Source organism: Streptococcus oralis subsp. tigurinus (genome assembly GCF_002096275.1).
GTDB classification, from domain to species: Bacteria; Bacillota; Bacilli; order Lactobacillales; family Streptococcaceae; genus Streptococcus; species Streptococcus oralis_CN.
In genome coordinates, this window is record NZ_NCUG01000018.1 from 470,170 (window position 1) to 493,958 (window position 23,789).

The 23,789-nt window shown below is 42.6% G+C and carries 28 protein-coding genes and 2 pseudogenes; 6 read left to right on the forward strand and 24 right to left on the reverse strand.

The annotated features are described in order from the left end of the window. Positions 1–27: 27 nt before the first annotated feature. A complete protein-coding gene (locus B7725_RS07420; protein WP_084875437.1) occupies positions 28–597 on the reverse strand; it encodes a GNAT family N-acetyltransferase in 570 nt (189 codons plus the stop codon). Between the two features lie 181 nt (positions 598–778). On the opposite strand from B7725_RS07420, the gene ald reads away from it, so the two are divergent. Next, complete coding sequence (ald, locus tag B7725_RS07425) at positions 779–1,891, forward strand: alanine dehydrogenase (protein ID WP_061598587.1); 1,113 nt, start codon at positions 779–781, stop codon at positions 1,889–1,891. A 57-nt stretch (positions 1,892–1,948) separates the two neighbouring features. Here the strand turns inward: ald and B7725_RS07430 are convergent, their stop codons facing one another. From B7725_RS07430 to B7725_RS07510, 17 genes are all read right to left on the reverse strand, one after another. After that, on the reverse strand, positions 1,949–2,935 hold the full coding sequence (locus B7725_RS07430; protein ID WP_061598588.1) for a PhoH family protein: 987 nt from the start codon (positions 2,933–2,935) through the stop codon (positions 1,949–1,951). A gap of 80 nt (positions 2,936–3,015) precedes the next feature. Then, the gene (locus tag B7725_RS07435; RefSeq protein ID WP_061598591.1) at positions 3,016–3,231 is read right to left on the reverse strand and encodes a YozE family protein; all 216 of its coding nucleotides are present in this window, start codon (positions 3,229–3,231) and stop codon (positions 3,016–3,018) included. Beyond that, positions 3,228–3,833 carry a GrpB family protein gene (locus B7725_RS07440; protein WP_084875439.1) on the reverse strand — a complete coding sequence of 202 codons (606 nt, stop codon included), beginning with the start codon at positions 3,831–3,833 and terminating at the stop codon, positions 3,228–3,230. Before B7725_RS07440 ends, B7725_RS07435 begins: the two co-directional genes overlap by 4 nt. Positions 3,834–3,844: 11 nt before the next feature. Next, positions 3,845–4,699, reverse strand: a complete 855-nt coding sequence (gene cvfB / locus B7725_RS07445) for an RNA-binding virulence regulatory protein CvfB (RefSeq protein WP_084875440.1) — start codon at positions 4,697–4,699, stop codon at positions 3,845–3,847. Between the two features lie 59 nt (positions 4,700–4,758). Then, positions 4,759–5,316, reverse strand: a complete 558-nt coding sequence (gene frr, locus B7725_RS07450) for a ribosome recycling factor (RefSeq protein WP_009730016.1) — start codon at positions 5,314–5,316, stop codon at positions 4,759–4,761. An 8-nt stretch (positions 5,317–5,324) separates the two neighbouring features. Then, the gene (gene pyrH, locus B7725_RS07455) at positions 5,325–6,062 is read right to left on the reverse strand and encodes a UMP kinase (RefSeq protein ID WP_000002996.1); all 738 of its coding nucleotides are present in this window, start codon (positions 6,060–6,062) and stop codon (positions 5,325–5,327) included. Positions 6,063–6,145: 83 nt separating this feature from the next. Beyond that, positions 6,146–7,480 (reverse strand): methylenetetrahydrofolate--tRNA-(uracil(54)-C(5))-methyltransferase (FADH(2)-oxidizing) TrmFO, encoded by a 1,335-nt coding sequence (gene trmFO, locus B7725_RS07460; RefSeq protein WP_061598595.1) that lies wholly within the window; start codon positions 7,478–7,480, stop codon positions 6,146–6,148. 184 nt (positions 7,481–7,664) lie between these two features. After that, complete coding sequence (rsmI, locus tag B7725_RS07465) at positions 7,665–8,543, reverse strand: 16S rRNA (cytidine(1402)-2'-O)-methyltransferase (RefSeq protein WP_061598597.1); 879 nt, start codon at positions 8,541–8,543, stop codon at positions 7,665–7,667. A 2-nt stretch (positions 8,544–8,545) separates the two neighbouring features. Then, on the reverse strand, positions 8,546–8,863 hold the full coding sequence (gene yabA, locus B7725_RS07470) for a DNA replication initiation control protein YabA (protein WP_000358229.1): 318 nt from the start codon (positions 8,861–8,863) through the stop codon (positions 8,546–8,548). Positions 8,864–8,899: 36 nt separating this feature from the next. Next, entirely contained in the window at positions 8,900–9,790 is an 891-nt protein-coding gene (locus B7725_RS07475; protein ID WP_084875442.1) for a DNA polymerase III subunit delta', read from the reverse strand. Further along, entirely contained in the window at positions 9,787–10,425 is a 639-nt protein-coding gene (gene tmk, locus B7725_RS07480; RefSeq protein ID WP_084875443.1) for a dTMP kinase, read from the reverse strand. Before tmk ends, B7725_RS07475 begins: the two co-directional genes overlap by 4 nt. 120 nt (positions 10,426–10,545) lie before the next feature. After that, the gene (proC, locus tag B7725_RS07485) at positions 10,546–11,343 is read right to left on the reverse strand and encodes a pyrroline-5-carboxylate reductase (RefSeq protein WP_084875445.1); all 798 of its coding nucleotides are present in this window, start codon (positions 11,341–11,343) and stop codon (positions 10,546–10,548) included. 3 nt (positions 11,344–11,346) lie between these two features. Then, positions 11,347–12,609 carry a glutamate-5-semialdehyde dehydrogenase gene (locus B7725_RS07490; protein ID WP_084875446.1) on the reverse strand — a complete coding sequence of 421 codons (1,263 nt, stop codon included), beginning with the start codon at positions 12,607–12,609 and terminating at the stop codon, positions 11,347–11,349. A 9-nt stretch (positions 12,610–12,618) separates the two neighbouring features. Beyond that, positions 12,619–13,728: a glutamate 5-kinase gene (gene proB, locus B7725_RS07495; protein WP_239823782.1), complete on the reverse strand. Its 1,110-nt coding sequence runs from the start codon at positions 13,726–13,728 to the stop codon at positions 12,619–12,621. A gap of 110 nt (positions 13,729–13,838) precedes the next feature. After that, positions 13,839–14,729, reverse strand: a complete 891-nt coding sequence (locus tag B7725_RS07500) for an RluA family pseudouridine synthase (RefSeq protein ID WP_084875449.1) — start codon at positions 14,727–14,729, stop codon at positions 13,839–13,841. Further along, positions 14,713–15,180: a signal peptidase II gene (gene lspA, locus B7725_RS07505; protein ID WP_084875451.1), complete on the reverse strand. Its 468-nt coding sequence runs from the start codon at positions 15,178–15,180 to the stop codon at positions 14,713–14,715. Before lspA ends, B7725_RS07500 begins: the two co-directional genes overlap by 17 nt. Next, on the reverse strand, positions 15,177–16,085 hold the full coding sequence (locus tag B7725_RS07510; RefSeq protein WP_001025723.1) for a LysR family transcriptional regulator: 909 nt from the start codon (positions 16,083–16,085) through the stop codon (positions 15,177–15,179). Before B7725_RS07510 ends, lspA begins: the two co-directional genes overlap by 4 nt. On the opposite strand from B7725_RS07510, the pseudogene B7725_RS10150 reads away from it, so the two are divergent. Continuing rightward, a pseudogene (locus tag B7725_RS10150) lies at positions 16,078–16,173 on the forward strand (AraC family transcriptional regulator); the annotation flags it as partial. The gene B7725_RS07510 and the pseudogene B7725_RS10150 sit on opposite strands and share 8 nt — an antisense overlap. A 144-nt stretch (positions 16,174–16,317) precedes the next feature. Here the strand turns inward: B7725_RS10150 and rpmA are convergent. From rpmA to B7725_RS07530, 4 genes are all read right to left on the reverse strand, one after another. Next, positions 16,318–16,611, reverse strand: coding sequence for a 50S ribosomal protein L27 (gene rpmA / locus B7725_RS07515; protein WP_000916509.1), 294 nt, complete (start codon positions 16,609–16,611; stop codon positions 16,318–16,320). Between the two features lie 16 nt (positions 16,612–16,627). After that, positions 16,628–16,972, reverse strand: coding sequence for a ribosomal-processing cysteine protease Prp (locus B7725_RS07520; protein ID WP_000613697.1), 345 nt, complete (start codon positions 16,970–16,972; stop codon positions 16,628–16,630). 15 nt (positions 16,973–16,987) lie between these two features. Further along, positions 16,988–17,302, reverse strand: a complete 315-nt coding sequence (rplU, locus tag B7725_RS07525; RefSeq protein WP_000109141.1) for a 50S ribosomal protein L21 — start codon at positions 17,300–17,302, stop codon at positions 16,988–16,990. A 269-nt stretch (positions 17,303–17,571) separates the two neighbouring features. After that, positions 17,572–18,267: a YoaK family protein gene (locus B7725_RS07530; RefSeq protein WP_084875452.1), complete on the reverse strand. Its 696-nt coding sequence runs from the start codon at positions 18,265–18,267 to the stop codon at positions 17,572–17,574. Between the two features lie 155 nt (positions 18,268–18,422). Between B7725_RS07530 and B7725_RS07535 the strand changes: the two genes are divergently transcribed. After that, positions 18,423–19,400 (forward strand): Gfo/Idh/MocA family protein, encoded by a 978-nt coding sequence (locus B7725_RS07535; RefSeq protein ID WP_084875453.1) that lies wholly within the window; start codon positions 18,423–18,425, stop codon positions 19,398–19,400. Next, positions 19,397–20,479: a DEAD/DEAH box helicase gene (locus B7725_RS07540; RefSeq protein ID WP_007521532.1), complete on the forward strand. Its 1,083-nt coding sequence runs from the start codon at positions 19,397–19,399 to the stop codon at positions 20,477–20,479. The genes B7725_RS07535 and B7725_RS07540 overlap by 4 nt, the downstream gene beginning before the upstream one ends. 24 nt (positions 20,480–20,503) lie before the next feature. Here the strand turns inward: B7725_RS07540 and B7725_RS07545 are convergent, their stop codons facing one another. Further along, entirely contained in the window at positions 20,504–20,881 is a 378-nt protein-coding gene (locus B7725_RS07545) for a YwiB family protein (protein WP_084875455.1), read from the reverse strand. A 70-nt stretch (positions 20,882–20,951) separates the two neighbouring features. Between B7725_RS07545 and B7725_RS07550 the strand changes: the two genes are divergently transcribed. Both B7725_RS07550 and yidA read left to right on the forward strand, forming a co-directional pair. Beyond that, entirely contained in the window at positions 20,952–22,256 is a 1,305-nt protein-coding gene (locus B7725_RS07550) for an HD domain-containing protein (protein ID WP_084875456.1), read from the forward strand. A gap of 12 nt (positions 22,257–22,268) precedes the next feature. Further along, positions 22,269–23,075 carry a sugar-phosphatase gene (gene yidA, locus B7725_RS07555; protein WP_084875458.1) on the forward strand — a complete coding sequence of 269 codons (807 nt, stop codon included), beginning with the start codon at positions 22,269–22,271 and terminating at the stop codon, positions 23,073–23,075. A 78-nt stretch (positions 23,076–23,153) separates the two neighbouring features. Here the strand turns inward: yidA and B7725_RS07560 are convergent. Further along, positions 23,154–23,719, reverse strand: a pseudogene (locus B7725_RS07560) (AbiV family abortive infection protein). Between the last annotated feature and the right edge of the window lie 70 nt (positions 23,720–23,789).

Here is a 23,789-nt window from a genome sequence, read left to right on the forward strand (position 1 = left end):
AACAGTCGAAAATTTCTTTTCAACTGCTTATTTATTTGCAAAATAATCTTCCTTGGTCAAGACATAATGAACTCTTGTAACGATTCGTCCTTTTTCATGCTGGTCCATACAAGCATAAGCTTCTTCGTGGGAAAAGCGCATGCCTGATTTCTCCATGACCTTTCCTGACGCCGGATTATCCTTATCGTATAAAGCAACTAACTTGTTCATCCCAATCTTCTCAAAAGCCAGCTCAATCACGGCTCGATTGGCTTCTGTTGTCAATCCTTGATTCCAATACTTTTTATTGATAATGTAGCCAATAGCTGCTTTTTTAAGAACAGGATCAATCTTGTGCAGGTCAATGGTACCGATAAACTGACCATTGCTTTTTAGTTCGATTCCCCATCGTCCCAAGGGATTGGCCAAGTAGAACTGAGCGATGTTATTCTTGGTTTCTTCCAAGCTTTGATTGGTTGGAAAAGTGTAGCGCGTATTTTCTCTGTCTGAGGCATACTGAAACATAGCATCCGCATCATCCAAGGTTACAGGTCGGAGCAACAAACGCTCTGTTTCTATAGACGGATACTGGGCAAATTTCACAAATATTGATTCCATACTTTTCCCTCCATTAAAGCTTGATTCCCACTAGTCTAGCATAAATAAATTTTGATAACAAGTTTTTCTTGATTTTTGAAGCGGTTTCATATAAAATATAACCATCACATTTTTGATTTATGAAATGGAATGTGACATGACAACTATAATAATCCCGTCAATTGAAAGGTAGGTTATCTCTATGTTAATCGGAATTCCAAAAGAAATTAAAAATAACGAAAATCGTGTTGCCTTGACCCCCGCTGGTGTTCATAGTTTAGTTGGTCGTGGTCATCGTGTCCTCATCGAAACAAACGCTGGACTCGGTTCAGGCTTTACTGATGCTGACTACCAAAAGCAAGGTGCAGAAATTGTCGCTACTGCTGGTGAAGCTTGGGCAGCAGAGTTAGTCGTGAAAGTAAAAGAACCACTAGCTTCTGAATATGGTTACTTGCGTGATGATCTTCTCCTCTTCACTTACTTGCACATGGCCGCTGCTCCAGAATTAGCAGATGCTATGTTAGCAGCCAAAACAACAGGAATTGCCTATGAAACGGTCCGTGACAATCAAGGACAACTACCACTCCTCGTTCCTATGAGTGAAGTTGCAGGTCGTATGGCCGTTCAAATCGGAGCTCACTTCCTTACTAAGCAAGCTGGTGGCTCTGGTGTCCTACTAGGTGGTGTACCAGGTGTTTCAAAAGGAAAAGTAACCATCATCGGTGGTGGTGTCGTCGGTACACATGCTGCCCGCATTGCCCTTGGACTCGGTGCTCAAGTGACTATTTTAGATATCAGTGCCAAACGACTCTCAGTTCTAGAAGAAGTCTTTGGAAACCAAATCCAAACTCTTATGTCCAATTCATTCAACATCGAAGCAAGTGTGAGAGATGCTGATGTGGTGATTGGTGCAGTTCTCATCCCTGGTGCCAAGGCTCCGAAATTAGTGACAGATGAGATGGTCAAACAAATGCGTCCAGGCTCTGTCATCGTTGACGTTGCCGTTGACCAAGGTGGCGTTATCGAGACAGCTGACCGTGTGACAACGCACGATGAACCTGTCTATGAGAAACACGGTGTTCTCCACTATGCCGTTGCCAATATCCCTGGTGCGGTTGCCCGTACTTCTACTATCGCCCTAACAAATGTCACTCTTCCTTATATCGAAGCTCTGGCTGGCAAAGGATTCGCACAAGCAATTGCTGAAGATGAGGGCTTGCGTCAAGGTGTGACCACTTATCAAGGTTACTTGACCAGCCTCCCAGTTGCTCAAGGCCTCGATAAAGATCATACGTCTATCGACGAACTTGTTTAAATCTAGACACTCATTAAAAAGAAGAAGAGCAGTTCAAATGGAACTGCTCTTCTTTTGTTATTCTGTCTCTTCCTTCTTTTCTTCATTTTTAAGTGGAGCTGGTTCATAAGCTCGGATAATCTGAGAGACAACTGGATGACGAACCACATCCTTAGCTGAAAAATGAACAAAGTCGATTTGGTGAATATTCTTAAGCTTTTCTTGGGCATCAATCAAACCGGACTTGACATTACGCGGCAGGTCAATCTGACTGATATCTCCATTGACAATCATCTTAGAATTAAATCCTAAACGAGTCAGGAACATCTTCATCTGCATGATGGTCGTATTTTGTGCCTCATCGAGAATAACAAAAGCATCGTCCAAGGTCCGTCCACGCATGTAGGCAAGGGGCGCAATCTCGATAATTTCACGCTCCATAAGACGAGTCGTCTGGTCTTTTCCTAAAATCTGATACAAGGCATCGTAAACAGGTCGAAGGTAAGGGTCCACCTTTTCCTTGAGATCACCCGGAAGAAATCCAAGACTCTCACCAGCTTCCACTGCTGGACGAGTTAGGATAATTCGCTTGACCTGCCCACGTTTAAGGGCAGTTACTGCCAAAGTCACTGCAAGAAAGGTCTTCCCTGTCCCTGCTGGTCCGATTCCAAAGGTCACATCATGCTGTTTGACACTGTCCACATAAAGTTTTTGACCCAGTGTTTTGACACGGATAGGCTTCCCAGTATTATCCTTGATGATTTCTTCTTCGTAAAGGGCGACAAACTTATCAATTTCATCATTTTTGACCATGGTAATAGCCGTCACCACATCTGGCGTGCCAATGGTCATTCCTCGATTCACCAAGACCATCAAAGCCTGAATAACCTGACGGGCTTCCTCACAGGCAGGCTCTTCTCCGATAACCTGGACAATCTCCGTACGGGCATGAATCACCACATCGAGCTCTTCTTCCATCAAACGAAGATGGCGTTCATTGGAACCAAAAAGATGGAACAAGTCATCTGGGTGACTCAGTTGAATGTCTATTGAATGTTCCTTCAAATAAAGAACCTCTCTAATCCGTTTATTTCTTTTTATTATAGCAAAGAGAACAATAAAATACTAGCCTCATCTCATTGTCTCTAGTGTTCTGAGTATTCTTGCCAGATGGCGTCAAAGTCTCCTAGGTTAAAAGAGAAACTGGCATGCTCCTCCAAAAATCGACTCACCTCATCAAAATCATCCGTGTGTTTTGGAAAAGCTGACTCCTCAAAAGCAAGATCTGCCAAGATGGCTTTGGGGCTATTACTTTTAGGATTGCGCTCGGTCATGAGCCAAGTGTAAAATGATTTTCTCAATTCTTTCTCCTATCAAGACTTTTTTGATAAAATTTTTCTGATTCTTGAAAATTACTGGACTTAGCCTCTGAAACGTAGTGGTTTATAAAATCCGTTTTCGCATCAGTATAGGCGTCTCGATTGTGTTCAAATTTTTTCCATAAACTTAGTTTTAATTCCTGATACGCTTGGGCAATATCTGGATGCTGGCAGAGATAATCTCTAAAATAAATCTCATCATGATCTCCCGTCATTCGCAAATGTAGATGAAAGACTTTCTCAGCAAATCCCTGCTCTGTATATCCTTTATTTAGCGAAATCCTGTTAGGACTCTCCGACATCACTAGCCACCCATTCTTCACCAATAAATCCCTAACTCTTGCTAAATCCTCTTTTCTACCTACTTCTAACAGAATATCAACGATATTTTTGGCCCAAATATTAGAGATAGCAGTGCTACCGATATGTTCTATTCTTTTAATAACATTTGCACCCAATATTTTTTTCAGATTTGCTTTTTCCGATTCATACCAGTCTTTCCACTCTGACTTGTGCTCTACTAGAAAAATAGGAAAAAGTTGCCAGAGTTCCTCTAAACTCATTTCTTCAAGTTTCTTTTTCATGTCTATAAGACCTAAATCAACTCTGTACCAAACTGATCCTGCTTGATTTTGCCAGCCTTCATCAAGCCTCCGAGTGCTTTCTTGAACTGACCTTTAGAAATGCCAAAGGTTGCCTTGATGTCCTCAGGAGATGACTTATCATTCAAGGTCATAAAACCGCCATTGCTTTCCAAGTAAGTCAAAATCATCTGGGCATCATTTTCTAGCATTTCAAAAGAACGCGGTTTAAGGGAGAGGTTCAGAGTGCGATCAACCTCACGGAAACCAATGACACGCGCATCTAACACTTGCCCCAAACGTGGCTCTGCATAGCGCTCACTAGGATGGATAAAACCAAGCATGTTATTCTCTGGCAGATAGACAAAGGTTCCTGATAGCTTGAGGCGGTATACAATGGCTGGCCAGTTTTGGTTCTGCATGTTATTGTAGGCAGGACGAGCCAGACGTTGGAAGTCTTCTTGATAAGCCAAGAGTCCCCAGATACGGTCTTTCTTGTCCACTTCAAGACGGATGTAGAGTTTATCCCCCTTCTTTGGCCAGAGTTCCTTGAGTTCAGGGAGGATATCGAGTGACACAACGATTTCTTTATCAGGTAGACCTGTATCCACAAAGACACCCAAGTCTTTACGAACTTCTGTTACGGTTCCCCAACCAAATTGGTCCTGAGTTGCAGTCACTTCTAAGGTTGTCAGGCGGAGTTTTTGCTTCATATCTGTGTAGGCAAAACCTTTGACCGTATCCCCTACTATATGTTGACCTTCTTCCTTGGCAAGAGCATAGGTCTGACCATCCTTTTGCACAAAGTAAAAACGGTCATTTTCATCGATGATAAGTCCAACGATAAAACTTGCAAGATTTGTATTCATATTTCCTTCTTTCGAATAAAACTCAGCCAGCAATGCCAACTGAGTTTTTCTGTTTATTTTTAGACTTCCAAAAGTTCCTTTTCTTTATTGGCAGTCATGTCGTCGATGTGTTTCACAGCATCGTCTGTTACTTTTTGAATATCTTTTTCAAGAGTCTTCAATTCGTCTTCAGTGATTTCTTTTGCTTTTTCTTGCTTTTTAGCTTCATCCATAGCATCACGACGGATGTTACGAATAGCTACTTTAGCATTTTCACCGACCTTCTTCACTTCTTTAGCAAGGTCACGACGAGTTTCTTCTGTAAGGGCAGGGATAACCAAGCGGATCACAGAGCCGTCATTAGCTGGTGTAATACCAAGATCAGAAGCGTTCAAGGCACGTTCGATGTCTTTCAATGAAGACTTGTCAAATGGTGTCACTAACAAGACACGCGCTTCTGGAATGGTAATTGAAGCGATTTGGTTAAGAGGAGTTTCTACTCCATAGTATTCTACGTGGATACGGTCAAGCAAGCTTGCATTGGCACGGCCGGCACGGATACCACCAAATTCACGAGCAAGTGAGTGGTGAGACTGGGTCATTCTTTCTTTCGCTTTTTCAATAATTGCGTTAGTCATAATCTTTCCTATTCCTTTTCTTCGATATTGTTTGAAACTGTTGTTCCGATATTTTCACCAAATACGACACGTTTGATGTTGCCTGGTTGGTTCATGTTAAAGACAACCAAGTCAATGTCGTTGTCCATTGAGAGGGTTGAAGCAGTTGAGTCCATGATACGAAGACCTTTATTGATAACGTCACGATGGGTCAATTCTTCAAACTTAACGGCTGTCTTGTCTTTCTTAGGATCGGCATTGTAAACACCGTCAACGCCATTTTTAGCCATGAGAATGGCATCTGCTTCGATTTCAGCTGCACGAAGAGCCGCTGTTGTATCTGTTGAGAAGTAAGGTGAACCAATTCCGGCACCAAAGATAACGATACGGCCTTTTTCAAGGTGACGAAGGGCACGTCCACGTACGTAAGGCTCAGCTACTTGTTGCATCGCAATGGCTGTTTGCACTCGCGTATCAACACCAACTTGTTGCAATGAATCTGCCATCACAAGAGCATTCATAACGGTCCCAAGCATTCCAGTGTAATCTGCCTGAACACGGTCCATTCCTGCTTCTGCAGCAGGTTCTCCACGCCAGAGATTTCCTCCACCAATTACAAGGGCAATTTCGATCCCTAGACTATGAACTTCTTGAATCTCTTTTGCAATTGTTTGAACTGTTTGGATATCAATCCCTACGCCACGTTCACCAGCAAGGGCTTCACCTGATAACTTGATTAAAATACGTTTATACTTGGGGTTCGCCATTTTTACTCTCCTTTTTTCATCCTACCTATTTTATCACAATTTCTAAGATTTTTATAGTACCATGAGCAATTCTTTGAAAAAAATTAGACAGTTAAAAATTCCTCTAAGTCAGTAAGGGCACGCTCTGCAATTTTTTCATAACGAGCCTTTTTATCACGGATACGCTCGCCTTCCAATTCCTTGATAATCCCAAAATTGACATTCATGGGTTGGAAATGTTTACTGTCCGCATGGGTGATGTAATGCGCCAGACTTCCAATCGCTGTGGTCTCTGGGAAGATAGCTTCACTTTCACCCTTGAAGAGTCGAGCCGCGTTAATACCCGCAACTAAGCCTGAAGCTGCTGACTCAACATAGCCTTCCACACCCGTCATTTGACCTGCAAAGAAGAGGTTGGGCTGTTTCTTAGAACGGTAAGTCTGTTCAAGGAGATTGGGTGAATCCATGTAAGAATTGCGGTGCATGACCCCATAACGGACAAACTCAGCATTTTCAAGACCCGGGATCATTTGGAAAACACGCTTTTGCTCCCCCCATTTGAGATGGGTCTGGAATCCAACGATATTGTAGAGACTACCAGCCGCATTATCCTGACGAAGCTGGACGACCGCATAAGGTGTTTTAAATTCTCCATCACGAGGGCCAGTGTAGTCCTCTGGGTACTCCAGACCAACTGGTTTCATAGGACCATAGAGCATGGTTTTAATGCCACGCTTAGCCATGACTTCGATAGGCATACAACCTTCAAAGTACTTTTCTTTTTCAAAAGAATTGAGCGGAGCTTCCTCCGCATGAACCAAGGCTTCATGGAAATCCATAAACTCTTGCTTGGTCATAGGAGCATTGAGATAGGCTGCTTCTCCCTTATCATAACGGGACTTGAGATAGACCTTGCTCATATCAATAGTATTGACATCAATAATAGGCGCTGCCGCATCATAGAAATAGAAGCCATCACCGTCATTAAGGGCATGAATCTTTTCAGCCAGAGCATCGCTGGTCAAAGGACCAGTAGCGACAACCGTAATAACATCTGTCGGCAATTCTGTAATTTCATCACGAACCACTTCAATTAAGGGATGATTAGCTACTTTCTCAGTCACCATTTGAGAGAAACCCTCACGGTCCACCGCAAGCGCTCCACCAGCAGGAACACGTGTAGCCTCAGCAGATTTCAAGATAACAGAACCCAAGCGACGCATTTCTTCCTTGAGGAGCCCAACAGCATTTGTCAGGGCATCCCCACGCAAGGAATTAGAACAAACCAACTCTGCAAAATTGTCTGTTTTGTGCTGAGGTGTTGACTTGACACCACGCATTTCATAGAGTTTAACTGGAATACCACGTTCTGCGATTTGGTAGGCTGCTTCAGAACCTGCCAAACCTGCACCGATAACATTGATATAAGATTGAGACACGACACTAATACCTCTTTGGGAGTGTGAAGACAAGATTCACATTGAAAAGCCAACTGAACTTACGAGATTTCGAATTTCTTGGCTCAGGCTGAAAAAGTTCCCCGAACTTTTTCACTCCCACAAATCTTTCTAATTTTTCTTTTACTAGTATAACAAAAAAAGGGAAGAAGGCAAACTTCCCTGTTTAGTCATTTTCTTGATTTTCTTCCCAGTCGTGGTAGGCAGCGTAGAGCTGGCTTTTATTCCACTGGTAGAGTTTCGCAACTTCCTTAATAGCTTGATTTTTCTTCATGCCTTGCTGGATACGGGATTGGATTTCTAAAAACAAATCCTCCTCATCCTTCTCCTCCTCATCCTGACTGGCACCTTCAACGATGAGAAGGCACTCGCCCTTAAGTGGCGTTTCAGCGATGTTTTCTAATAACTCAGAGATGGTACCTCGTTGGTATTCTTCATAGATTTTGGTCAATTCTCTGACCAAGACCACCGAGCGGTCGCCATAAACTGCTAGCATATTTTCCAAAGTATCTGCCACACGATGGGGCGATTCGTAGAAAATTTGAGTTTCTGGATAGTCTTTTTTGGCTTGAAAAAATTGCTTTTGCTGGCCTGATTTTCTCGGTAAGAAACCGTAAAAGATATGTGGCTGTGGCGCCAATCCGCTAGCAATCAAGGCAGAAATCCCTGCAGAGGCACCCGGAACTGTGACAACTGCAATCTCTTCTTCGATGGCTGCCTTGACTAAATCGTGACCAGGGTCCGAGATGCTAGGCAGACCCGCATCAGAAACCTGAGCAATACTTTGCCCCGCCTTCAATAAACCGATCAAATCAGGAATTTTTTCCTTGGCATTGTGCTCATGAAAACTGATCTGTTTGGTCGGAATGTCAAAATGCTTGAGCAAAAGACCCGTATTGCGCGTGTCCTCAGCCGCAATCCAGTCCACTTCTTTTAGAGTCTGGATGGCACGAAAGGTCATGTCATCTAGATTGCCAATTGGCGTTGCCACTAGGTAAAGCTTGCCATAGGGAGACTGCCCCTTAAAACTTTTTTGAATCTGCATGCCTACTCCCTGTACAACAACTCGTCACAGAACATACATTCCTCGTCCTGTTCTCGGCGTTGTCCATAAAAATCATTACAAACGTGAAACCCGTCTTTATAGATTCGACGGACGCTTTCACGAACATGCTTGGCCTTAACAGGTGTATCTGCTTCTACCTCGCCTAAGCGTTCGCGCAACTTACTATTTTCCAAGCGAAGAGCTGTATTTTCCTCTACCAGGCTCTTGAGATTTTTCTTGATGGCTTCCACATCAGCCAAGGTCACCAATAACTGTTGGGAAAAATCGTCCAGCGCATCAAATAATTCTTTCTTGTCCATAAACCAGCCCTTTCCTTTCTTTATCCTTCATTGAGTTTATATTTCTTTCAAGACCAGATATTCCATAGCATTTTGAAAGCTGACATTAGCCTGCCACATTTTTCTAGCTTCTAGCAAATCTTGTAGAATCTGTCGAATCCTTGCTTGCAAGAGATCCTGTCCACAGAGCACTTCGAGGATTCGCAAGACCTGATCTTGTTTTTCCTTGTCATCAGCCAAGCTGGCTAATTTAGCAACTTGGAGATAACTTTCTTTTTTCTTGGCTACTAACCAAGTCAGCAGACGCTCACTTTCATCCACCAAGGTCCAAAAACTTGCTTGATTGACCAACTTTTCAGCTTCAGCTCGTGATTGACAGAACTGGGCTAAGAGAGTCGCTTTTTTCTTGACCAGACCTGCTTGTTCTAATTGATGAATGAGCTTCTCTTCTTGCTTTTTAAAGTGGAAAATCTGGGTCCGACTACGGATGGTCGGCAAAATCTTTTCCTCATCGCTGGTCAAGAAAAAAATGTAAACCTCACTCTGAGGTTCTTCGATGACCTTAAGCAGAGAATTGGCTGCGTTGGGATGCATTTTCTCCGCCTGCTCGATGATAAAGACCTGTTGCTGGCTTTCAATCCCTGCTTGGGAAAACTGAGCCACCAATTCCCGAATGCGTTCTGTCTTGATGACCTGATTGACTGGCTTAATCAAAGTGACATCGGGAAATTCTTCCTGCTCAATCAGCTTGCAGTTTCGGCATTTCTCACATGGTAAAACGCCTACCTTATCCCTACAAAAGAGGCTCTTAGCCAAAAATTGCGCCATTTCCAAGCTTCCAAAGAAACCTGAAAAAAGATAGGCGTGATTGAGCTGGTCTTGTTCTAGGATACGGACAAAGCGGTCAAACTGGTCTGGTTGCCAAGCCTTTAGTTGATCTTGTTTCATTTAGCCAAGCCCATTCTGTCAAACAAGACAGCCTTGGTAATTTCCACAACTTGGTCCAAAGGAAGACTGGCATCAATCTTGACAATACGACTTCCTTCTTTTTCCAGAAGAGAGAGGTAGCCTTGACGGACTTTTTTGTGCAAGTCCAAACCTTCCAAGTCCAAACGATTGACCTCGCGATTGCTATTAGCAGCAATGCGAGCCAGTCCTTCTTCCACCTCGATGTCAAAATAGAGTGTCAAGTCGGGTTTGAGGCCATCTGTCGCAAAGTGATTGAGCCAATCAATGGCATTGATATCTAAACCACGGCCAAATCCCTGATAAGCAAGGGAACTATCGATGAAGCGGTCCATAATGACCAACTTGCCAGCTTTAAGGGCTGGAAGAACTTTTTCCACCAAGTGCTGTCTGCGACTGGCGATATAGAGAAGGAGTTCTGTTTTAGGATCCATCTGCGTATGACTTGGGTCCAAAATCACTTCCCGAATCTTCTCTCCAATCAAGACTCCACCTGGCTCACGGGTCGTCAGCACCTCTACTCCTTTTTCCTCTAAAATTGGGAGAAGTGCCTCTAAAACACTGGTCTTTCCTGCTCCCTCCGGTCCCTCAAGAGAGACTAAAAATCCTTTTGACATGTCTAACTCATTTCTTTTTTTCTACCTTCTATTCTATCAAAAAAATAGGTTTTTGTGACAATCTTTTTGTGTCTTCTCCATTCAATCGACCATAAAAGAGGCTGGGAGTCATCCAACCTCTTATTTACCTAGTTCTTGTGTTCGTTTATAGGATTGATGAACTGCGTCCATGACTGTGCCTCTAAAGGCATGTTCTTCCAGACTTGCCACACCCGCGATAGTCGAACCTCCTGGGCTGCAAACTTGGTCTTTCAAAACTCCAGGATGTTGCTGGCTTTCGAGAACCATTTGTCCAGCACCGACTACTGTTTGGGCTGCCATTTTCAAAGCCGTTTCTCGTAGCAATCCTATCTGTACACCCGCGTCTGCCAAAGCCTCGATAAAGAGATAGACAAAAGCTGGTCCACAGCCTGCAAGACCTGTCGCCGCATCGATTAAGCCATCTCCCAGCTCAACCAAGAGACCGGCCTTAGCCAATAATTGACAAAAAAGACTATTGTCCTCAGCACGACAGTTTTCTGACATGGCGTAACTAATCACTCCTTGTCCGATAGCAACTGGTGTATTGGGCATGATGCGAATGATTCGGTGGTGACTTGGAAGAAGTCTAGCCAGTTTTTCCAAGGTCAATCCAGCTGCCATGGAAATCAAAAGAAGACTCTCTCTCTTTTCAAGGATGGTCTGATATTGAAAAAGTAAGTCTGAGAACTGAGCAGGCTTTACTCCTAGAAAAATCACATCTGCTTCTGCAAAAATTTCTTCATTACTAGAAGCCTGACCACCGAAGTTGGCAATGAAAGCATCTACTTTCGCTTGACTGCGATTGGCAAGGAGAATCTGAGCACCCGTCTTGGCCTGCAAAACAGCCTTAGCCAAGCTAGCACCCATATTTCCCAAACCGATAAATCCAATTTTCATCTCTTACTCCCTTATCTGTCCGTCACCAATAACCACATACTTGTAGCTAGTTAATTCCTTCAAGCCCATTGGACCACGCGCATGCAGTTTCTGAGTAGAAATCCCCATTTCACATCCAAGACCAAATTGCCCACCATCAGTGAAACGCGTTGAGGCATTGACATAAACTGCTGCAGAGTCCACTTGATCTGTAAAGTAGGCTGCAGTTTCGGCATTTTCCGTCACAATCGCATCCGAATGATGAGTACTATGGGCTTCAATATGCGCAACCGCTTCTTCTAAACTGCTCACGACCTTAACCGCTAGGATATAGTCTAAAAACTCGGTGTCAAAGTCTTGAGCCTCAGCTACTCGACCTGAAAGAAACTGACTTGCTTTGCTATCCAGACGGAATTGAATTGGTTCCAGTTCAGCTTCTTTTCGATCTGCAACCAGAACTTGCTCCAAGCGAGGAAGGAAGCTTGCTGCCTTGTCTTCATAAACGAGGAGAACCTCCATGGCATTACAAACAGAAGGACGACTGGTTTTAGCATTGTTGATGATAGATAGAGCCTTGTCTTCATCGGCATCCTTGTCCACATAGACATGAACAATTCCAGTTCTTGTCTCGATAACAGGTACAATAGCATTTTCAACCACGGCATTAATCAAGCCAGCACCTCCACGAGGAATAAGAAGGTCTAGATAACCCTTGGCCTTCATCATAGCATAGCTACTTTCTCGGCTGGTATCTTCCACCAGTTGAATCACATCTGCATGAATGGTAGTCGTCTCCAAACCCTTCTTCAAAGCTGTGACAATAGCATGAGCGGTTTGGTAGGCGTCCTTACCACTACGAAGAACGACTGCATTGCCACTCTTGAGAGCCAAGGCAGCCGCATCAGACGTCACATTTGGACGGCTTTCATAGATAATACCGATAACCCCCATAGCCACACGTTTCTTGGTGATAATCAAGCCATTTTCAAGATGATTGGTTTCTAAAACTTCACCGATAGGATCTGGTAAAGCAACCACTTCACGAATCCCTCTTGCCATCGCTTCTATACGTTCCGCATCCAAATAAAGACGGTCTAGCATAACATCTGAGATTTTCCCCTTGGCCACTTCCATATCGAGGGCATTGGCCGCTAAAATCTCCTCAGTAGCAGCCACTAAGTGATTAGCCATGGCTAGTAAGGCTTGGTTTTTCACTGCTTCACTGGCAGTATTGATTGATTTTTTAACAGCCTGTACCTGTTCAAATTGTTCTTGTGTACTTACCATCGTTCACCTCTAAAATTCTGTAAAGAGCAGCTGGATTTCAGGAGTGATAGAAATCCAGTCATCACGGTGAATCAAGACTCCCTTGACTTTTTGAGAACGGAGCATATCTTCTAGGGCTGAGACGCCAAATTGGACACGTCCCTTTCCAAGAGATTGACCTGTTTCTTTATCTGCTACTGTGACAATATCATGGTAAGAGAAGTTCCCTTCCACTTCTACCACACCTGATAAAAGGAGACTTTTTCCGTTTTTTGAAAGTGCTTCTGCAGCTCCACCATCTACCCAAATCGTTCCTTGACTTTGAGCATAGAAGGCTAGCCATTGTTTCTGGGTACGAAGTCCCTTCTCTTGCGCAACAAAGAAAGAACCATCCTTGGTCTCTTCCGCTGCCTCAATCAGGGCATCTGATTTCAAAGAGGAGCAAATATAGACTGACACCCCCGACTCCGTTGCGATCGTAGCCGCCTTGATCTTAGTCAACATCCCACCTGTACCATTAGACGAACCTGCTCCACCAGCCATATCAATAATCTCACGATTGATGGTCTCGATTTTATCAAGACGTTTAGCTCTTGGATCTGAATTGGGATTTCCAGTATAGAGACCGTCCACATCCGTCAAGAGAACCAAAAGATCCGCTTGAACCATAGCTGCTACCTGGGCACTCAGAGTGTCATTATCCCCCACCTTGAGTTCGTCAATGACGACACTGTCATTTTCATTGATGATGGGGATTGCCCCACGATGAAGCAATACAGACAAGGCCTGATGAGCATTCTTATAGCGACGTTTATCTACAAAATCATCCTGTGTCAGCAAAATTTGCGCAGAAACGATCTGGCGCATGAGGAGGTTGGTTGTGTATTCCTCCAACAAAAGTCCCTGACCAACTGCAGCCGAAGCTTGTTTATCTGCAATCTTGGTCGGACGTTTTTTAAAACCCAAAGCTCCAAATCCAGCGGCTACTGCCCCAGATGACACCAAAATCAACTCATGTCCAGCTTCATGTAGCATAGCTAATTGTTGGGTAATTACCTTTACTTTACTTCTTGATAAACTCCCGTCTTCATTTGTCAAGGAAGATGTCCCTACCTTAAAGACGATTCGTTTGTACTTCATATTCTCACTCCGATTCTTCATATTTATCCATTATAACATGAATGTTTTAAAATAGAAAAGACTTGAAATAAAAAAGGTTGAGACAAGGCATCTCAACTCTTTTATCACGTCTAATTCTTTCTTAATCTCTCCAAGGTTTCTTTAAAAATATCTGGAATATCTGCCGTAAACTCCAAGGTTTCACCTGTTTTCGGATGGGTAAATCCTAGAGTTTTAGCATGGAGAAACTGTCCATGTCCTTTCAGCGTTTTTCGAGGACCATAGACCTCATCCCCAGCGACTGGATGACCAATATAAGCCATGTGAACACGAATTTGGTGGGTACGCCCTGTTTCCAGTTGCAACTCCACTAAGGTATAATCACCAAAACGTTCCAAGACGTGAAAACGCGTCACTGCCGGTTTCCCTTTAGCAGTCACAGCCTGTTTCTTACGGTCTTTTTCGCTCCGACCAATCGGTGCTTCAATCACACCACGATCATTGGGAAGATTGCCATGAACAATCGCCCAGTACTTACGTAGAGACTTCTTGTCCTTGAGTTCTTGGGCAAGCGCCAAGTGGGCCTCATCATTTTTTGCAATCATGAGGAGACCAGACGTATCCTTGTCAATACGGTGAACAATTCCTGGACGAAGAACCCCATTGATACCCGACAAGTCTTTGATATGGTACATGAGGGCATTGACCAAGGTTCCGCTAGTATGACCGGCACTCGGATGGACCACCATCCCTTGAGGTTTGTTGACGACGGCTACATGCTCATCTTGGTAGATAATTTCCAGAGGAAGTTCCTCAGCAACATACTCTAAAACCTCTGGTTCTGGCACATGGTAGGTGACGATATCCCCCTCTTGGACAGTGTATTTTGCTTTCTTGGCTTGCCCATTAACCAAGACTTGTCCAGCCTTGATTTGTTCATTAGCGAGACTGCGTGACAATTCTGTCAGATCAGACAGAGCCTTGTCTAAACGTTGCCCACCAGTTTCAATTTTTATTTCCATTTACTTCCTCTTTAAGCATTGCAATCAATAAAACAATGACACCAACTGTCAAATAGCTGTCAGCCACATTGAAAATCGCAAAGTTGATAAAGTCTAGGTGAAACATATCCACCACAAAACCTTGACTCATTCTGTCGATAAAGTTGCCCAGACCTCCCGCGATAATTAGAGTCAATCCAAAAACCAACCAGAGAGAGTCCTCCATGTGCTTATGTAGATACCAAATAGCACCCGCCATGACGACCAGTGTAATGACAGCAAAAAACCACTGCTGGTCTTGCAGCATGGAAAAGGCTGCTCCTCTATTTTGCAGATAGGTCAAGCTAACGAGATTAGGTATCCACGAACGCACTTCACCCAGTGGAATCTGCTGGACAACATAATTTTTGACCAACTGATCCAGCCCAATCAAAAGCAGTACAATGACTGCCACTATTCCTCTTTTTTTCATGATTTCCTCTTTTGATCAAAATATTCTTGCATAACCTCAACGAAAAGGGTACCAGCTTGGCTAAGCTCCACTTCTTCCCGTTTGACATAGACCATGCGGTTATCTAGATTATCCTTGAGACGAATAACTGTGATTCCATTAACACTGTCACTATCTAAAAATCCAGATCCAGTCGCATAAGCATCCGTCCTCTCCAAAATACCATTCAAAGTAGCACGGTCCGTCACATTGAACATCTGGGAGCTCGCGCTGGTGTCGACAAAGTTCTCTGAATAGTATAAGTACTCATCCTTTTCCTGAGTGAAACGAACTGTTGGTAAATCCGCTAGGTCCTCCATGACCAATTCCTCTTTCTGTGCTAAAGGATGCCCTTCACGAAGATAAATGTGAGTCTGGAAAGGAATTAGTTCGATAACTTCTAAACCAAGCTTTTCAACCCGTTGCATAATTCCCTTTTGATTTTGATTATTAAGGTAGATAATCCCAATCTCACTGTGACCCTGAGCTACTTCATCTAGGATTTGAACGGTAGTGGACTCAAAAATACGGAAGTTTTTGTAGTCAGGATAGCGCTCTGAAAAGGCCGTAATGGTTGGTGGCAAGAAGTCATAGTGCTGGCTGGCAATGGAAAATTCATCCTTTTCTTCCTCAGGATTTGCATACTGATTTTGAAAAACATCAAAGCCTTTGACCAATTCTTGCGCTTTCTCATAAAATTCCATACCGCGACGTGTCAAAAACGTTCCTGAACTCGTCCGACGGAAAATCTTAAAACCCAGCTCTTTTTCCAAATCGCGCACAGAAATAGACAGACTTGGCTGACTAACATACATCTTTTCTGCAGCTTCACGGAAAGTACCACTATTGGCAATGGCCACAACATAGCGTAATTGTTGAATGTTCATCTTTTACCCCCAACTTCTCTATCTGTTCATTATACCATATTTCAGAATTTTTCCAAAAAAGAAAAAAGTGTCCATCGCAAGTTTAAATCTAACTATTCTTTATTAAATTCAATATGGGTACCAAAACAAAAAATAGGCTCTCCGAAAACTCGGAAAGCCTTATTTAATGCTACTTCTAGCTTCCTTGCCTTGTCATTTCAAGGCTCGGGATAAAAAGGTTCCCTGGACCTTTTTATTTTGCGATTGGGTAAACAGAAACTTGTTTTTTATCACGTCCTTTACGTTCAAAGCGTACTACGCCTTCAACTTTAGCGAACAAAGTATCGTCTCCACCACGTCCAACGTTTACACCTGGGTAGATGTGTGTACCACGTTGACGGTAAAGGATTGATCCACCTGTTACAGTTTGTCCGTCAGCTGCTTTAGCTCCAAGACGTTTCGCTTGTGAATCACGTCCGTTTGATGTAGAACCTCCACCTTTTTTGTGGGCGAAAAGTTGCAAGTTGTTAAGAGTCATTTTTAACATAATGTTTTCCTCCGTGTTAGTTTTCTGTGATAACTCTGGTTTGGACGAACTCAGAAGAGTTCTCCGATAAGTTTGCCATACCTAAGAAAAATGATTCGAAGAATAACTGGGTCATTTCTCTCTGGTGCGAAGGAAGATCCGCTGGTATTTCAACCTTTAGATAGCCACCTTCATCTTCGTTTAATTCTAAGATTGGTTCATAGCCTGCAAATTTCTCAATGGAATTGATAAAGTTAATGGCAAGCGTAGAAACCGATGCACACACGACATCTAAGCCGTATTCGCCACTTTCGGCGTGTCCAGTAATTTCCGCACTCCTCAGCTCGCCATCTTCGGCTCTCTCAAAGACTGCTTGTATCATGTGTTCTCCTTAAAATTAAGCGTTGATCGCGTTGATGACAACTTTTGTATATGGTTGACGGTGACCTTGTTTACGGTGGCTACCTTTTTTAGGTTTGTACTTGTAAGTAACAACTTTCTTTTGTTTTCCTTGTTTTTCAACAGTTCCAACTACAGTAGCTCCAGCAACAAGTGGAGTTCCGACAACAGTGTTTTCACCACCAACAAGAACAACTTCGTTAAAAGTAACTTCTTGACCAGCTTCAACGTTCAATTTTTCAACGTAAACTGCTTGACCAACTTCAACTTTAACTTGTTTTCCGCCAGTTTTGATAATTGCGTATGTGCTCATTATGCACCTCCTATGATTTTTAGGGTTTCCCCGTATTTTTGTGAAGACTCGCCTAGCATCGTGGGACGAACCACTTAAAAGAAAGGCTCTAAGTATAACAAAGAATAAACTAGGAATTGAGCCGAAGGCATAACTTGTGTTAGGCAAGGCGATTATGTCGAAGTTTAAATTTTGTATACGACGAGCAAACGATGTTCGTGCGGTTGCACAGGATTGTGCATAGTCAACTCTTCAATTATAGCATATCTTCTTTTTTCTTACAAGTAAAATCAATTAAAATTAAGATTTTCTTTCCCTTTTTTTCTCCAAGAAGCAAAAAGCATGCTGAAGTAAAAGATACTCATCATAAGAGGAATACCTAGAATTGTCTTCTCCTGATAGTAAATCGTCAAATAAGCTGAAAAAATAACTCCGAAGACAAAACTGCTAAGTAAGCTAACAAAAATCAAGCCCTCTCGTAGGAAAGGCGTATGCTTGGTCCGGCAATAATCACCAAAAGCCAACATAGTTCGTTTGATATTTCCTGTCATAAAAGCATTATTATAGGCAATCCCTGACACTTCTCCAAAAGCAGTTGTCACCAATCCCATACAAAAGGCCAATGGCGGTACGAGATAGATATTCTCTACAGTTTGCGGCACAAACCCTATAATTAGGGACAGGACTGCAAGTGGAATTACGGACAAAATTGGCTTTTTAACAATTCTCAATTTTTCCTTATAAATAGTTAATAAAAGGACTCCCATCATAAAAGCTAGCAAGGTCATTACTTTAGCACTGGCATCTGACACATTGTGTTGAATGAGTCCTACTGATAGAAAAACCACATTCCCAGTCTGTCCTGCCACCAGGGTATTTCCTCGCACGATAAAGGTATAGGCATCTACATATCCTGCGCAAAAAGTCAAAAAAAGCGCTAGTCTCTTAGACTGACGTGATATTTTTCTTATTGGTAATAATCTCATTTTCTCCCCCTTTTCATTTCATCTACTTATCTAAACATTGTACCACTTTCTCCAAGAAATGCGTAGTTCATTTGAAAATTTTTACCATCTGTTGGATAGTCCTTCTTTTCTATGATATAATGAAGGAAGGAATTGAAGTCGGAAAAGGAGTATCTATGCTTAAATTAGGTGTCATCGGAACTAGCGCTATCAGCCATCATTTCATAGAAGCTGCCCATGCTAGCGGAGAATACCAGCTGGTCGCAGTCTATTCTAGAAAACGAGAAACTGCTGCAACCTTTGCTTCTCGCTATCAGAATATCCAACTCTTTGATCAATTAGAAGACTTCTTTAAGTCTTCCTTTGATGTAGTCTATATCGCCAGTCCAAACTCCTTGCATTTTGTTCAAGCCAAGGCTGCCTTGTCTGCTGGTAAGCACGTCATTCTTGAAAAACCAGCTGTCACTCAGCCACAAGAATGGCTGAATCTAATTCAAACAGCTGAGAAAAATAATTGTTTTATCTTTGAGGCGGCTCGTAATTACCACGAGGAAGCTTTTACCACTATTAAGAATTTTTTGGCAGACAAGCAAATCTTGGGAGCAGATTTCAATTATGCCAAGTATTCTTCCAAGATGCCTGATTTGTTGGCTGGACAGACGCCAAATGTCTTTTCAGACCGTTTTGCTGGCGGAGCTCTTATGGACTTGGGGATTTATCCTCTCTACGCTGCCGTTCGCCTCTTTGGAAAAGCTCAGGACCCGACCTATCAGGCTCAACAGCTTGACAATAGCATTGACCTAAATGGTGATGGTATCCTCTTCTACCCAGACTTTCAAGTTCACATCAAGGCTGGGAAAAACATCACTTCCAATCTTCCTTGTGAGATTTACACAGCAGATGGAACCTTGACACTCAACACGATTGAGCATGTACGCTCAGCTATTTTTACCGACCACCAAGGAAATCAAGTCCAGCTCCCTATCCAACAAGCTCCTCATACGATGGCTGAGGAAGCCGCTGCATTTGCACACATGATTCAGCAACCAGACCAGACACTTTACCAGAACTGGCTGGATGATGCAGGTTCTGTTCATGACCTATTATATACCATGCGCCAGACTGCTGGCATTAGATTTGAGGCAGAAAAATGAAAACCAAACTACCTACTGAATGGCAAGAACTAAGTGACCAACTTGGTTTCCAAGAATTCACCCCCATTCAAACTCAACTATTTGAGCCTATACTTGCTAGAGAAAACCTTCTGGGAGTGAGCCCAACAGGAACTGGTAAGACCCTCGCTTACCTCCTGCCAAGTCTTCTCAGACTACAAAAGAAAAAAGCCCAACAACTCTTGATTCTAGCACCGAATACAGAACTTGCTGGACAGATTTTTGATGTATGTAAAACGTGGTCAGAGGCTATCGGCTTGACTGCTCAGCTCTTCTTATCAGGTTCGAGTCAGAAACGCCAGATTGAACGCCTAAAAAAAGGACCAGAAATTCTGATTGGAACTCCTGGCCGTATCTTTGAGTTGATTAAATTGAAAAAAATCAAGATGATGAATGTGGAAACTGTCATTCTGGATGAATTTGACCAATTGCTCGATGATTCTCAGATTCACTTTGTCGAGAAAATTACCCACTACGCACCTCGTGACCACCAACTCATCTACATGAGTGCGACGACCAAGTTTGACCAAGAAAAGATTGCTCCAAACACGCGCACCATCGACCTTTCTGACCAAAAGTTAGACAACATCCAACACTTCTACATGCAGGTTGACCAACGTCACCGAGTGGATATGCTACGAAAACTAGCTCATGTTGAGGATTTCCGCGGTCTGATCTTCTTTAATGGCCTCTCAGACCTTGGAAGTGCTGAGGAAAAACTACAGTATCGGGATATCTTGGCTGTTTCCCTCGCTAGTGATGTCAATGTCAAGTTTAGAAAAGTTATCTTGGAAAAGTTTAAGGACAAGCAGCTAACCTTGCTCCTTGCAACAGACCTTCTGGCTCGTGGAATTGATATTGATAGCCTAGAATGCGTCGTAAACTTTGATATTCCTAGAGACATCGAAACTTACACCCACCGCGCTGGCCGTACAGGTCGCATGGGCAAAGAGGGCTACGTAATCACTCTCGTAACCCATCCTGAAGAACTTAAAAAACTCAAGAAATTCGCAAGTGTACGTGAAATTGTCCTAAAAAATCAAGAACTCTATATCAAATAAGGTTGGCATTCGCCAACCTTTTTCTTATCCCCAAGTAATTTCCAATTGATAGCTGGCAAAGGGATGCCCCTCTTGGTTTTGTAGTTGATAGGCTAGCTCAATCTTTTGCCCATCCAATTTGTAATGACTCGTTTGAATAATAAACTCCTGCATCCCCATTGGAGTAGGAATATAGGCCAAACTATCACTATCCTTTAGAAAGCGCATGATGGTCTTAGGACTCGAGAAACGGGTCATCACCAGTTCTTCTTGATGAAACTTGAGTACCACTTTTTCCTTTTCCTCATTGTAAAAGAGTAAATAGCCATAATCTCCTTTTTCACGTACTTCCACGTCATAGAGTTGATCGATGACCTCCAACTCTTCATCAAACTGAATCGTATTTCGCATCCGAATCTTCACATCAAATCCTCTTTCTGTCTCTTGTCCTACTATTTTACCAAAAAGAGCAGGATTTTGCTATAATAGTCATATGAACGAAAAAGTATTCCGTGACCCAGTTCACAACTACATTCATGTCAATAATCAAATCATCTATGACTTGATCAATACAAAGGAATTTCAACGTCTGCGCCGTATTAAGCAACTAGGAACTTCCAGTTATACCTTCCACGGTGGGGAGCACAGCCGCTTTTCCCACTGTTTGGGGGTCTATGAGATTGCACGTCGTATCACGGAGATTTTTGAAGAAAAATATCCTGAAGAATGGGATCCTGCTGAGTCTCTCTTGACCATGACCGCTGCTCTCCTACACGACCTAGGACACGGTGCCTACTCCCATACTTTTGAAAATCTCTTTGATACAGATCATGAGGCCATTACTCAGGAAATTATCCAAAGTCCTGAGACAGAGATTCACCAAGTCCTACTTCAAGTAGCGCCAGATTTTCCAGAAAAAGTAGCCAGTGTCATCGACCATACCTATCCTAACAAGCAGGTCGTACAGCTCATTTCCAGTCAGATTGATGCAGACCGCATGGACTATCTCTTGCGCGACTCCTATTTTACAGGAGCATCTTATGGGGAATTTGACCTGACACGGATCCTCCGAGTCATTCGTCCTGTCGAAAATGGCATCGCCTTTCAGCGCAACGGCATGCACGCTATCGAAGACTATGTCCTCAGTCGCTATCAGATGTATATGCAGGTTTATTTCCACCCAGCAACTCGGGCTATGGAAGTTCTCCTACAGAATCTCCTCAAACGCGCTAAGGAACTCTATCCTAAAGACAAGGACTTCTTTGCACGAACTTCTCCACATCTCCTTCCTTTCTTTGAAAAAAATGTGACCTTGCCTGACTATCTAGCTCTGGATGATGGCGTGATGAATACCTACTTCCAGCTCTGGATGACTAGTCCAGATAAGATACTAGCCGACTTGTCGCAGCGCTTTGTCAACCGCAAGGTCTTTAAATCCATTACTTTTTCACAAGAAGACCAAGACCAACTCGCAACCATGAGACAACTGGTTGAAGAAATCGGTTTTGATCCCGACTACTATACTGCTATTCATAAGAATTTTGACCTCCCTTATGATATCTATCGTCCCGAATCTGAAAATCCACGAACACAGATTGAGATTCTACAGAAAAATGGAGAACTGGCAGAACTCTCTTGCTTATCTCCTATCGTTCAATCCCTTGCTGGCAGTCGCCACGGAGACAATCGTTTCTATTTTCCGAAAGAAATGTTGGACCAAAACAGCATCTTCGCAAGCATTACCCAGCAATTTTTACACTTGATTGAGAACGATCATTTTACCCCAAATAAAAACTAGAAGAGGAAATTTATGAGTATTAAACTAATCGCCGTCGATATCGATGGTACCCTAGTCAACAGTAAAAGAGAAATCACTCCTGAAGTCTTTTCTGCCATCCAAGACGCCAAACAAGCCGGTGTCAAAATCGTGATTGCAACAGGTCGTCCCATCGCAGGTGTTGCCAAACTTCTGGACGACTTGCAGTTGAGAGATGAGGGTGACTATGTGGTGACCTTCAACGGTGGCCTTGTCCAAGAAACTGCTACTGGCCATGAGATTATCAGCGAATCCTTGACCTATGAGGATTATTTGGATATGGAATTTCTCAGCCGTAAGCTCGGTGTCCACATGCACGCTATTACCAAGGATGGTATCTATACTGCCAATCGCAATATCGGAAAATACACGGTACACGAATCAACCCTCGTCAGCATGCCAATCTTCTATCGTACACCTGAAGAAATGGCTGATAAAGAAATCGTCAAATGTATGTTTATCGATGAACCAGAAATTCTGGATGCTGCGATTGAAAAAATCCCAGCAGAATTTTACGAACGCTACTCTATCAACAAATCTGCTCCTTTCTACCTAGAACTACTTAAAAAGAATGTAGACAAGGGCTCAGCCATCACTCACTTAGCTGAAAAACTCGGATTAACCAAAGATGAAACTATGGCGATTGGTGACGAAGAAAATGACCGTGCCATGCTGGAAGTCGTGGGTAATCCCGTTGTTATGGAAAATGGAAATCCAGAACTCAAAAAAATCGCCAAATACATCACTAAAACAAATGACGAATCTGGCGTAGCCCATGCTATCCGTACATGGGTATTGTAAAGTATGATAAAATACGAAAACCGCTCAGCAGAGCGGTTTTTTCTATTTCATCTTAGAATTAGCAACAATTTCAAAAAATCAATCAGTTTTCTTTGATAACTCTATTGAGTAATTCGTCCAGCCAACTAGATTATCATCAAACGATTCTATCGCAAATAAAAGCAAATTTCTTGCAAATTCTTGAGTGATTAAATCTTTCGGTATTACAACACTGTTATTTTTTCTATCACAATAAATTGCTTTTTCTCTTAAATCTTTTAATTCACCAGAATAAATAAATCGAAAAATTTTTCCAAATTTTCATTAGAAATTGCATTTTTAATCCTTTCGCCCATACAAATAGTGTAGCTCGCTCCTACAATTTGTTTGGACTTATGAACTCTTAATTTGTCTTTTCTCACATAAGAATCTGAACCTTTAATAAATATTCCCATTTGAATTTTTCCAACCTCTTCTAGCACACTAATGGCTAAAAAAGAGGAGGAGGTGTATGAATTATTTATATATAAAACATATGAATCCGAAATCAACTGAACAACATGATCTAAACATTTATTCAACTCTTCATTTGAAGAAATATAAAAATTGCTAGTTCCGTTTAAGATAACTTTTACCTTATCAAAAGAACAATCTTTATTAACCATTAGTACTCCAAAGTTTATAATTCGTGATAATATGTTAAACTGATTCTAGCGATTTCTTATCGAACCTATG